We start from the raw sequence: 11,106 nt of genomic DNA on the forward strand, positions 1-11,106 counted from the left end.
CGGCCGGCGCGACCTTGACCTCAAGCATGCTTGAGGTTGAACAGTGGGGGCAGCAGCGGCGCCGGCCGCGCGACCCACCGGCGCCCGGACACCCACAGGGGGACCCCATGCACGCCATCCGCCTGCACGCCTTCGGCCCGGCCGAGAACCTCACCTACGAAGAGGTCGAGGATCCCCGGCCGGGCCCCGGACAGGTCCGTATCGCCGTACGAGCCGCCGGTGTCCACCTCCTGGACATCGCCCTCCGGCAGGGGCAGCGAGGGCCCGCCCCCGCACCGGCCACCCTGCCGACCGTCCCCGGCCGCGAGGTCGCCGGCACCGTCGACGCGCTCGGCGACGGCACGCCCGGACACTGGCTCGGCAAGCGCGTCGTCGCCCACCTCGGATTCGCCCCCGGCGGCTACGCGGAGCTCGCCGTCACCGACGCCGAACGCCTCCACGAGATCCCCGAGCGCCTCGACTTCGCGGAGGCCGTCGCCATGATCGGCACCGGCCGCACCGCCATGGGCATCGTGCAGTTCGCCGAACCCGGCCCCGGCGACGTGGTCCTCGTCCCCGCCGCGGCCGGCGGCCTCGGCACCCTCCTCGTGCAGTACGCCAAGAACGCCGGCGCCACCGTCGTCGGCCTGGCCGGCGGCCCCGCGAAGACCGCCCGCGTCAGCGCCAACGGCGCCGACCTCGCCGTCGACTACACGGCCCCCGACTGGCCCGCACGACTCGCCGCCCACAACGGCAGGGTGACCATCGTCTACGACGGCGTCGGCGGCGACGTCGCCCGCGAGGCGGTCGCCCTCCTGGCCCCCGGCGGCAGGCACATCGTCTTCGGCTGGTCCGCCCAGGGCCTCGACAGCGACAGCCCCTACCTCGTCGACGGCGTCTCCGTGAACGTCCTGGGCCCGAAGATGATGCGCAGGGCGGGCGGCCCCAACCCGGTCCGCACCCTCGAACTCCGCGCCCTCGGCCAGGCCGCCGCCGGCCACCTCACCCCCGCCGTCCAGCGTTTCCCCCTCAAGGAAGCGGCCGAGGCCCACCGCGCCCTGGAGACCAGACGCACCATCGGCAAGGTCGTCCTGGAGCCGTCGCCCTGAGCGGGCGTCCCACTCAGGTCGGCTCCGGGGCGGGCCAGTTGTACAGGGTCATCCCGCCCGGGTCGGTGAGGGCGCCGGCAAGGCCCGCGGCGGAGTACGGGAGGACGGGGGGCAGGGACGCCACGGGGAACCAGCGCAGGGCCGAGCACTTGGCCGGTTCGCGATTGACCGGTTCGCCCTGCCACCGGGTGACGGTGAAGAAGAAGCCGAGGTGCTGTCCGGGCCTTCCGTCGTCGCGGACCGCGTGGACGACGTGCGCCAGCCGGAACCGGTGCCGCGGGACGACGAGGCCGGTCTCCTCCGCGAGTTCACGGGCCGCGGCGTCCGGCACGGACTCGTCCGGTTCGAGTTTCCCGCACGGCAGGGACCACTGGCCGGCTCCGTAGGAGCCGCGGCGCAGGGACAGCAGCACGGTGCCGGCCCGGCGCAGCAGAAGGTGCACGTCGACAGCGGGCGGGTGGGGGGTGTTCATGCCGGGACCGCCGAGTGGGAGGAGGGGAGTCGGTCGGACAGCAGATGGCGTACGGAGTCGGGGTTGAGGCGGCGACGGGCCGAGCGGACCGCGAGCAGCCAGGCGGTCTCGTCCTCCGGGCCGGTGCCGGTGGCGGTGGTGAACTCGGCGGCGGTGCGGAACGGTTGGCGTCCCGAGGTCTTGGCGAGCAGCGCGGCCTCGATCCAGTACGCCTCCGCGGTGGCCCGGGCCTCGTCCCCGTGCAGTCCCTCCGCCTCGGCCAGGGCCCTGGCCCGGGCCAGCAGGTCGTCGGGTACGTAGTGGCGCAGATCGCGGACGGCGTCGCGGATCTCGGTGACCCAGCGGTGGAGCCGCACCTCGGCGGGGGTGGACAGCCGCATCAGGTCCCGGCAGCGGTTCAGCGCGGGCGCGAACCGGTGGCCGTGAAGCAGGGAACTGGGCGGGTCGAGTACGTGATCGGGCACGGCGCGGGCCAGGGCCGACCACAGGGGGTGCAACGCCTGGAGGGTCCGCCAGGCACGCCACCGGTCGACCGCCGCCCGTGTGGCGGGCACGGCCGCGCCGAGCACCAGCATCGGGAACAGGGCGAGTTGCAGGGAGTCGGTGACCGTCTCCTGGACGGCGGCGAACTCCTCGGTCGGCGGCGAGACGGTGACGATGGCGAGATAGACGGTGCGCAGCGTGGCGTAGAGGACGGCGAGCACCATGGCGACGGTCATCATCGTCAGCCCGGCGCGCAGCAGTCGGCGGTGGGCCCGCCGGGCGGCGCTGCCCCACTGGTAGGCGCACAGGGCGGCCGCCGAGCCCATGTAGAGGTAGAGCACGCCCATGTACAGGGCCAGGCCGGGGTCGCCCGCGTGGCCGGTGAGGAAGTGCTCGGTCGGTTCGCTGCGGTCGATGGCGAGGAAGAACAGGGCGGTCATCGCGCAGACGGCGGCGAGCGAGGCCTTGATGGCCACGCGTACGACGAACCGGGCCACGCGCAGGTCGCGGCGCCCGGGGTCGTCCTGGGGCGGGGAGCCGTAGATCGCGCCGGCGTAGCGCAGCAGTGAGCAGATGCCCCCGATGGCGATGGCGTGCTTGAGCAGGCTGGACAGGTCGTTGATCCCGGTCCGCGCGACCAGGTCGATGAGCAGGGGCGTCTTCAGCCACCAGGCGGCGGCGAACGCCGCGAACACGCCCCACAGGGTGCGCCGGTTCCCGCCCCGGAACGCGGAGGGGAGCCGCCACAGGACGGTCAGCAGCAGGAGCCCTGCCACGACATAGGTCAGGGAATCGATCACGGGGGCGTCCTTCGGTCTCCTCGGCGGCGGGCGACGGGATGGGCGAGGCTCTCCTCCAGCCGGCCGACGGCATCCTCGCGCCGCTCCCGCAGGTCGCGAGCCGCCAACTGGATGAGATCCGCGAGCATTTCCGCGCGCCGCTCCTGGTGGCTGTCGTAGCTGGTGCGGCCCGTCACCGGCAGTCCCGCGGCGAACTTCGCCACCAACCGTGGCCCGATGACGGGGAACAACCGCTGGAAGTAGGCGGCGTCGACCGCTCCGGCGTCGTCCTCCCAGATGTGCACGAGCTCGTGGAGGATGATCTGGTCCTGGTGGCCGGTGGTGATGCCCCGCTGGAAGAAGACCAGATCGGCGTCGGTCAGCTTGACCCACAGGCCGCAGGCGCCGTCGGGGGTACCGGCACCCGGCGGCAGCGGGAGCAGGATGATCCGGCGGCCGCGGGCCTCCTCGATGGCACGGACGAACGCGGGGAGGGTGAAGGGATCGGGCAGGGGCATCCGCGCCAGATGGCGTTTGCACTCACGGCGGATCCGGCGCAGCGACGGGCGGCGCCTGCGCGGCAGGGGGACGAGTCGACGTCGGCGGTGGGACATGGTTCTCCCGGTGGGGACTGCCGGGCAGCTCGGGGGTGGGGCTGCCGTCAGGGCGTGGGGCAGAACGAGGTCAGGGGCCGCGGGCCGGGCAGGCTCAGGCGGGGCGCTCGGGGGCGGGCAGTCCGTTCTGCTTGATCTCGGCCATGACCTCGTTGACGTAGGCGAGCATCTCCGCCGAGAGGCCGTCCGCACGGGCGCCCCGGGGTGCCAGCGTGCTGATGTCCCCGGTGTGCAGCGAGGTGAGGAACCGGAGCCCCTCCACGACCTGCGCAGTGATGTCATCGCTGTGGAAGTAGGCGGGGCTGACGTCGAAGTACTGGGCCAGGGCCTCGAGTTGCCGGAAGGTCGGGTTGTCCCGGTGCCCGTTGCGCAGCAGCGAGATGTACGAGTGGGAGATGATCTGCTCCCCGGCCGCTTCGTTGATCGCCGCGGCGACCTGGCGGTTGGACGGCGGGCTCTCCCCCGGGAGCACGGTGTGCTCGAAGAGGTAATTCAGCTTGTCCGCCAAGCTGTCTGGCCTGTCATCCCCGGTGCTCACGACGCTGGACTCGCCCCTTCCTCGTGAGAAAAATTCCGACCGAGCCGACAGCGTAGTGCACCGTTCTGCTTCGAGAATAAGATCCGGACAAGGAGCAATGGTGCACAACGGTCCGTTTCGGGCAACCTCGAGTAATCCTGAAGTCATGACCAGTCAACCCTTCGGCTGGACTCCGGCCAATGTTGACTAGCGTGAACACCGTGGGTAGCGTGAAGCGCGTGACGGCCCAGGTCACCGGGCGCAGGGGAGTTTAGCCAGGTGACCGGCGTCGCGGCCACCCAGGACCGGGGACCATGGCCGAGTGGCGGGCCTGTCGCGACGAGAAGCGAGACATGCGATGAACGGGGGAGTCAGCGCAGCGTTGCAGCATCGAGAGTCTTCTGAGCCTTGGCGCGTTTGATCCGGGTGTTGACGATCTGACCAGTTATTGACATTCGTCCGCCGCCATGGCTCTGCTTACGACAACGACGTTCATCCGTGGAAAACGTCACGTCAGCAATAAACGGGGGGAAAATTGTGCACCGGGCATTATCCGGGCCGTCATCGCTCTGCGGAATACAGGAAACAGACTGCATCGTGCCTCGCCGCCCCGTTCTGCGCGGCGAGTGGTGGGCCCCGGGAACCCCGGCTGTCCCGAAGCCCGGAGGGGTGCACGTCTTCTCGGTGACGGAGGAGGTGCGGGACGACGAACTGGGCCCTGTGGTGGCCCGGTTGCTGGGGCGGACGCCATCCGAGGTGCGGCTCCGCCACGACGGTTTCGGGCGGCCGCGCCTGGACGCGGAGGCGATCGCACTGTCGGTCTGCCGCGATCAGGGCACGCTCCTGCTGGCGCTCAGCGCGGCGGGCTCGGTGGCGCTCAGCGCGGCCACGGTGCCGGCGTCGTTCGGCACGGGGGCGCTGCTCCCGTTCACCCGCGCCGAACGGGAGCATGCCGAGCGGACACCCGCCGACCGCAGGACGACGGTGCTCACCCAGCTGTGGACCCGCAAGGAGGCCGCGTTGCGGCTGGTCGGACGGGGTGGATTCGCCCGGGCCGCCGAGCTGGACGTGCTGGTCGACGGGACGGACGGGAGCGTGCTGGTCCCGCAGGCGGGGATGCTCGGCGCCGGGGGCACGGCGTACGTGGGCGATCTGCCCGCGGCACCGGGCACGGTGGCCTCCCTGGCGACGTCCGAGCCGGCCGGTGAGGTCAGGGTGTGGCAGGTGCGGTGCCCGGTGCCGGTCGGGTCATGACGGCGCCTCCCGCCGTGCGCCTACGGCATGAGGACGAGGTGCGGGTCGGGGCCGACGGGGTGGCCGGGGTCGCTGAGCTCGCGCCATGTCGCCATCGCCAGGCGGTAGGCGCCGGCCGTCTCGTATCCGGCGGCCGCCGTGCGGAAGTCGGCCTCGGCCTCCTCCTCCCGGCCGGCGGCGCGCCGGGCGCGGGCGCGCATGACGGCGCAGCGGGAGCGGTCCAGCGGCGGCAGCTCCGGGGACTCGGGAACGATGCCGGCGGCGTGCTCCAGCGCCCGCGACGGGTCGGCTCCGCGCAGGTCCGCCAGGACCTCAAGGGTCGCGAGCCAGGACGCGCTCTCGGGCGTGGGGACCAGGGCTCCGGCGTGCCGGGCCTGCTCCAGCAGGGCGGCGGCGCTGTCGTCGCCGGCCTCCAGGGCCAGCAGGGCACGGGCGCGGGTGAGCCGGACGCGACGGGCCATGTCGACGGCGGGAGCGAGCAGGTCGTCCGCCTGGTGCAGGAGCTTCAGGGCCGTTTCCGTGTGTCCGTCGAGGTGGCGGACACCGGCCGCGGCCCACAGCGCGGTCGCCCGCAACTGGTCGTCCGCCCCCCGGGACGTCTGCTCCAGGACCGCGTCGGCGAGGTCGCGGGCGCGGTGCCACTCCCCGCTCTCGACGTAGGCGGCCAGCAGGGCCACCTGGGCCTCTCCCCGCTCGGGACGGTCCGCGTCGAGACCGTTCGCGGCGGCCTGGGCGTTCTCGGCGCAGCGGACGGCCTCGCCCAGGTCGCCCTGCCGCCGGTACAGCCGGGAGAGCTCCGCGGCGACCCAGACGTGGAGCAGCGGGGCCGCGCCGGTGAGCGGGTCGTCGGCCAGGGCGCGCAGGGTCTGCTCGCGGGCGTCGGTGGCGTCGAGGCGCTCGAGGACGGCGGCGAGTTCCCAGCGGGCCTCCCAGCCCATCTCGTCGAGGCCGCTGTCGGCCGCCTCCTCGATGACGGACTCCAGCCGCCGGCGGGCGGCGGGCCAGTCACCGGCCAGCTGGCTGGAGCGCGCGGCCACCAGTTGGCCGACCAGTTCCAGGCGGTGCGTGCGCCGGCTGTCCCCGGCGCCGGGTTCGCAGAGTTTCTCGACGGTCGTGCCGAGCCGGGTGGCGATGGTCCGGGCCGCCTTCAGGCTGGGCACGCGGCGACCGCTCTCCACGAGGGAGACGTAGCTCGGGGAGACTCCGTCCCCGGCGAGGTCCCCTTGAGACAGACCCCTGGCGCGGCGGAGCTCCCGAACGCGTTGCCCGAACGAGGGCTGTTCGATCGTCAAAGTTTGCTCGCTGTCGAGTGAGAGGCGGATGGACGAACCTTACTGGCGTACGACCGGCGATTCTACAGGTCAGCCCAGGCGCAGCACGGCGGTTACCGGGAATCCAGTGGCCTCTTTGCGAGTTCTTGAGAACTCTGGAGTCATCATTTAGTCAATATGAGTCATGCTAGCGTCACTCGACATGGCAAGCGGTGCAAGCAATTGTCGTCGCCGGTGGGGTCTCCATGCGCTGCTCGCGGCCGTGGCGGTCAGCTCGACGGGCGAGGCGATGATGATCGTCGCCGTCCCGTGGTTCGTGCTCAAGACCACGGGGAGCGTGGCCCAGACCGGCATCGTGATCGCGATCGGGGCCGTGGCCTCCGGCGTGGTGGGCCTGGTGGCGGGTCCCCTGGTCGACCGGTGGGGGTTCCGGGCGACGGCGGTGCTCGCCTACCTGGTCGGGGGTGCGGGCGCGGCGAGCGTTCCGCTGCTGTACGCCATGGGGGCGCTGGACTTCCCCACGCTGGTCGTCCTGATCGTGGTCGCGAACATGCTGGACATCCCGGGGACCGCGGCGGTCACCGGACTCGTGCCGGAGCTGGCCGAGGCCGCGGGCATGCCGTTGGAGCGCGGGAACGCGCTGCTCAGCGGGATCCATCAGGTCGCCCAGCTGTGCGGGCCGCCGCTCGGCGGGGCCGCGGTCGCCCTGCTGGGGACCCGGTGGGTGCTCCTGTTCGACGCGCTGGCCTGCGGGCTCGCGGCGCTGGTGATCCTCACCTGGGTGACGGCCGGCCGCCGGGACCCCGCGAGGAGCGCCGCCCGCGGAACGTACCTGGCGGACCTGCGCTCCGGGCTGCGCACCCTGCGGCGGCACCGGCTGCTGCGCACCATGGCCGTCTCGGGCACCGCGTTCAACGCCCTGGACAGCGGATTGGCCGGGGTCGTGCTGGTGACGTACGCGTATCAGCATCTGGGGAGTGCGGCGCATCTCGGCGTCCTGCTCACGGCCTTCGCCCTGGGGTCCGTCGTGGGCACCCTCGGCTACGCGGCCGTCGGGCACCGGCTGAACGGGCGGCGGGTCTATCTCGGCGCCGGGTTCGCCGTCGCTGCCCTGGTCGGCGCCCTGGCGCCGCTGCCGTCCCTGCCGGTCGGCGCGGCGGTGCTCGCGGCGCTCGGCGCGGTCGCGGCTCCGGTGGGTCCGCTGCGCAGGGGCGTCCTGCAGCGGAACGCGCCCAAGGGGCAGTACGGGCGGGTGACCACGGTGGTCGACACCGTGGGGCTGGTGGCGGTCCCCCTCGGAGCCACCGGGACCGTCGCGGCCGTGGGCGCGTTCGGCCTGGGACCCGCCGTCGCCCTGATCGCCGGCGCCTATCTGCTGGTGGTGCTCTGCTGCTGGATGGCGCCGCCGCTGCACGACATCTGATCCGCACCGCGCGGGAGCGTGGCCGTGCGGGGATCCGGGCCGTGGGGGAAGCCTGGGACATGACATTACTGACCTTGACAAGAACTGACTATTAGATGACTCTTGACCTCCATGGACTCTGCTCCGAGGAGGGACACATGACCGAGCGAACAGCAGGAAGGCACCCGCGGCGGGAACGGGGGCCCGCCGGTCGCATCCCGCGTCGCGGCCCCCGGGAACGCGCTCGAGAGAGCAGGTCCGCATGACCATCGCTCCCACGAGGCCCACCGCCGACCCCCTGCCCGGGGGCATCGCCGACGCCCGGTGCGTGCGGGCGCTGCGCGCGGTCAGGGACCTGCTGGTCGAGGACCCCGGACCCGTGCACGCACTGCTGTGCGAGATCTCCACCCACCGCGCGGCCGGATACGAGATCGAGGCGACCATCGCCACGCTGGACGGCGCCCTCGCCGAGGTCGGCCGCCACCGGCCCCCCAGGGTGCCCAGCCTGGCGGTCTTCATGCCGTCGAACGTGATCCTCTACTCGTACGCCCTCTACCTGCTGGTGCCCGCCCTCTACGCGGACCGGCTGGTGTTCCGGCCCTCCAGCCACGTCCGGGACCAGACGGTCCGGCTGCACGCGCTGCTGGCCGAACGCCACTGCCTGCCCATCGAGCTGACCGACGCCAGTCAGCGCGACTTCCTGCGCACCCACGTCCAGCCCGCCGACGTCGTGGTGTTCACCGGCGCCTATCGCAACGCCGAGCAGATCCGCTCCCAGCTCTCCCCGGGCCGGCTCTTCCTGTTCCTGGGCGCGGGCGTCAACCCGTTCGTCGTCGCCCCCGGCTCCGACATCGGGCGCGCGGTGCGCGACGCGGTGGAGATCCGGGTCCACAACTCCGGCCAGGACTGCCTGGGCCCGGACCTGTTCTGCGTGCACGAGGACCTGCTCGACACGTTCCTCGACACGCTCGTGGCCGAGCTGAAGGGACTGCGGTACGGCCCGTACACCGATCCCGATGCCGATTTCGGGCCGATCTTCTACGAGGGCGCGCTGGAGGAGGCCGCACTGTTCCTGGCGCGCAACCGCCGGAACATCGTGCACGGCGGCCATGTGGACTTCCGCGAGCGGCGGGTGGATCCCGCCGTCGTCCTCGGCAGCGGGGTGACACCCCGCACCCAGGTGCCGGAGTTCTTCGCCCCCGTCTTCTACGTCGTCGGCTACTCCGACGCCGATGAGCTGGCGGCCACCCTGACCACCGGCCCGTTCACCGAACGGGCCCTGGGATCCAGCGTGTACGGCGACGCCCCGGACCTGGTGGCCGCGCTGCGCAGGCGTACCACCGTCACCGTCGACGCCAACCTGTTCTCCGTCGACGACGGCAACGCGCCCTTCGGCGGATACGGGCGGATGGCCAACTACATCACCGACGGCCGGCAGACCTGGACGGAACCCGTCCTGATCTCCAAGGCCGTCGCCGAGCACTTCCGGGCGGAACGCCAGTGAACACCGACTCCACGACCCACCCGACCGCCTGGCACGCCGTGGCCGACCTGGTGCGGCACCTCGGCTCCCGCGCGGTGTTCGGGCTGCCCGGGGACGACATGGACCTGCTGGGCGCCCTGGAGGACGCCGACACGCGGGTCGTGCTCTGCCGCGACCAGCGCAACGCCCTGTTCATGGCCACCGGTCACGCCCTCGCCTCCGGCGGCCTCGGAGTCTGCGCGGTGGGCAAGGGCCCGGCCCTGACCAACACACTGACCGGGCTGCTGGAGGCACGATCCGCCGCGGCGCCGGTGCTGCTGGTGGCGGGCGGCACCGGCCTGGACCGGGTGGGCACCGGGGCCTTCCAGGAACTGGACCAGCTGGGCGCCGTCCGCCCACTGGTGAAGTGGGCGGCCCGCGTGGACGACCCCGCCCGGCTCGTCCCCACCCTGAACAAGGCCGTCACGGTCGCCGTCAACGGCACCCCGGGGCCGGTCTATGTGGAGATCCCCGACCACATCGCCGCTCAGCCGGTCCTCCGCAGCGGCCCGTGGCGGCGTGCCGCCGCACAGCGGCTCGACCCCGACCCGGACGTCCTGGCCGAGGCGTTCGACCTGATCACGGCGGCCCGCCGGCCGGTGCTGCTGGTCGGCGGCGGTGCCCGGCACCGCAACACCGGGAGGGCGGTGGAGGAGTTCGCCGCGCGTCTCGGCGCCGCGATGTTCACCACGGCCTCCGGGCGCGGCACGGTCGACGAGGACCACCCGCTGTTCTGCGGGGTGTCCGGCCTGTACACGGTGGCGCCCGCCGACCGGCTGTGGCAGGAGGCGGACCTGGTCCTCGCGCTCGGCAGCCGGCTGGAGGAGACCGCGGCCTTCGGCTGGCCGGAGCCGGACCGGCTCCCGGTGATCCAGGTGGTGAGCGCCGAGGACGCCATCGCCACGGAACGGCCCGGTGTCTGTGTGCTGGGTGACGTACGGCGGGCCGTGGACGCCTGGAGCCGGATGCTGGGCACCGGCACCGCGGGCGGCCCCTGGCCGGCGCGCGTCGCCGAGGTGCGCGCCGGGCTCGCCGGGCGCGCCGCCGAACGGGCCCGCCGCGCCGCGCTGTCGGCGGGCGAGGACGGCGGCGTCTCCGTCGCCCGCGTGCTGTCCGCGCTCGACGCGGCTGTGCCCGGCGACCGGATCCTGGTGCAGGAGAACGGGCTGCAGGACATGTGGTCGTACTTCCATCCGCACTGGAGCTGCGGCTCCACGGGGGGATCGGTGGTGCCCAGCGAACAGACCCCGCTGGGGTTCGGCGCCGCCGCCGCCGTGGGCGTGGCGCTCGCGGCCCCCGGGCGTCCGGTCGTCTCGGTGGCGGGGGACGGGGCCTTCAACCTGTTCCGCACGGAGCTGCCCACGCTCGCCGACGCGGGCGCCGCCGTCCTGTACGTCGTGCTGGACAACGGCGGTTACGGATGGCTGCAGACCAACCTCGACCGGGTGTCCGGGGGCGGGTCACGCTTCTCGTTCACGGCGGACCGGCTGACCGGAAACGAGGGGCTCGCCGCCTCGTTCGGGTTGGGTTACTGGCGCGTGGACAACCCTGAGGACATGGATCACGTCTTCCGCTCCGCGTGGAAACACTGCGAGGCCGGTACGTCGGCGGTCGTGGAGGTGCGGGTCTCGCTCTCCGACACCCCGCCGGGGATGGCCGGGCCCGCGGGCGACTTCCCGCTGCGCGAGGACGGATGACGGACAG

10 protein-coding genes are annotated in these 11,106 nt (G+C 72.9%); 5 read left to right on the forward strand and 5 right to left on the reverse strand.

Annotated elements, in window-relative coordinates; translation table 11 throughout:
* The first annotated feature begins 107 nt into the window (after nt 1-107).
* Nucleotides 108-1,088: a zinc-binding dehydrogenase gene (locus HCJ93_RS28120; RefSeq protein WP_167998651.1), complete on the forward strand. Its 981-nt coding sequence runs from the start codon at nt 108-110 to the stop codon at nt 1,086-1,088.
* Between the two features lie 13 nt (nt 1,089-1,101).
* Here HCJ93_RS28120 and HCJ93_RS28125 read toward each other — a convergent pair whose 3' ends face one another.
* The 4 genes from HCJ93_RS28125 to HCJ93_RS28140 all read right to left on the reverse strand — a co-directional run bounded on the left by HCJ93_RS28125 (nt 1,102) and on the right by HCJ93_RS28140 (nt 3,944).
* Nucleotides 1,102-1,560, reverse strand: a complete 459-nt coding sequence (locus tag HCJ93_RS28125; protein WP_167998652.1) for an NUDIX domain-containing protein — start codon at nt 1,558-1,560, stop codon at nt 1,102-1,104.
* Nucleotides 1,557-2,843 (reverse strand): MAB_1171c family putative transporter, encoded by a 1,287-nt coding sequence (locus tag HCJ93_RS28130; protein WP_167998653.1) that lies wholly within the window; start codon nt 2,841-2,843, stop codon nt 1,557-1,559. Before HCJ93_RS28130 ends, HCJ93_RS28125 begins: the two co-directional genes overlap by 4 nt.
* Nucleotides 2,840-3,436, reverse strand: a complete 597-nt coding sequence (locus tag HCJ93_RS28135) for a toxin (RefSeq protein WP_167998654.1) — start codon at nt 3,434-3,436, stop codon at nt 2,840-2,842. The genes HCJ93_RS28130 and HCJ93_RS28135 overlap by 4 nt, the downstream gene beginning before the upstream one ends.
* A gap of 94 nt (nt 3,437-3,530) precedes the next feature.
* Nucleotides 3,531-3,944 (reverse strand): helix-turn-helix domain-containing protein, encoded by a 414-nt coding sequence (locus tag HCJ93_RS28140; protein WP_167998655.1) that lies wholly within the window; start codon nt 3,942-3,944, stop codon nt 3,531-3,533.
* A 678-nt stretch (nt 3,945-4,622) separates the two neighbouring features.
* Between HCJ93_RS28140 and HCJ93_RS28145 the strand changes: the two genes are divergently transcribed.
* Nucleotides 4,623-5,207: a 4'-phosphopantetheinyl transferase family protein gene (locus HCJ93_RS28145; protein WP_167998656.1), complete on the forward strand. Its 585-nt coding sequence runs from the start codon at nt 4,623-4,625 to the stop codon at nt 5,205-5,207.
* Nucleotides 5,208-5,227: 20 nt separating this feature from the next.
* Here the strand turns inward: HCJ93_RS28145 and HCJ93_RS28150 are convergent, their stop codons facing one another.
* Entirely contained in the window at nt 5,228-6,499 is a 1,272-nt protein-coding gene (locus HCJ93_RS28150) for a helix-turn-helix domain-containing protein (protein ID WP_167998657.1), read from the reverse strand.
* Between the two features lie 181 nt (nt 6,500-6,680).
* On the opposite strand from HCJ93_RS28150, the gene HCJ93_RS28155 reads away from it, so the two are divergent.
* The 3 genes from HCJ93_RS28155 (at nt 6,681) to HCJ93_RS28165 (ending at nt 11,099) form a co-directional block, all read left to right on the forward strand.
* Nucleotides 6,681-7,901 (forward strand): MFS transporter, encoded by a 1,221-nt coding sequence (locus HCJ93_RS28155; protein WP_167998658.1) that lies wholly within the window; start codon nt 6,681-6,683, stop codon nt 7,899-7,901.
* 241 nt (nt 7,902-8,142) lie between these two features.
* The gene (locus HCJ93_RS28160) at nt 8,143-9,384 is read left to right on the forward strand and encodes an aldehyde dehydrogenase family protein (RefSeq protein ID WP_167998659.1); all 1,242 of its coding nucleotides are present in this window, start codon (nt 8,143-8,145) and stop codon (nt 9,382-9,384) included.
* Nucleotides 9,381-11,099 carry a thiamine pyrophosphate-binding protein gene (locus HCJ93_RS28165; RefSeq protein ID WP_167998660.1) on the forward strand — a complete coding sequence of 573 codons (1,719 nt, stop codon included), beginning with the start codon at nt 9,381-9,383 and terminating at the stop codon, nt 11,097-11,099. The genes HCJ93_RS28160 and HCJ93_RS28165 overlap by 4 nt, the downstream gene beginning before the upstream one ends.
* Nucleotides 11,100-11,106 lie beyond the last annotated feature (7 nt).

The organism is Streptomyces composti (genome assembly GCF_012034205.1).
Lineage (GTDB): Bacteria > Actinomycetota > Actinomycetes > Streptomycetales > Streptomycetaceae > Streptomyces > Streptomyces composti.

Bases quoted from the DNA above. Each gene is read 5' to 3' on its own strand.
- HCJ93_RS28120 (WP_167998651.1), top strand. From the start codon at position 108: ATGCACGCCATCCGCCTGCACGCCTTCGGCCCGGCCGAGAACCTCACC.
- HCJ93_RS28125 (WP_167998652.1), bottom strand. From the start codon at position 1,560: ATGAACACCCCCCACCCGCCCGCTGTCGACGTGCACCTTCTGCTGCGC.
- HCJ93_RS28135 (WP_167998654.1), bottom strand. From the start codon at position 3,436: ATGTCCCACCGCCGACGTCGACTCGTCCCCCTGCCGCGCAGGCGCCGC.
- HCJ93_RS28155 (WP_167998658.1), top strand. From the start codon at position 6,681: ATGGCAAGCGGTGCAAGCAATTGTCGTCGCCGGTGGGGTCTCCATGCG.
- HCJ93_RS28160 (WP_167998659.1), top strand. From the start codon at position 8,143: ATGACCATCGCTCCCACGAGGCCCACCGCCGACCCCCTGCCCGGGGGC.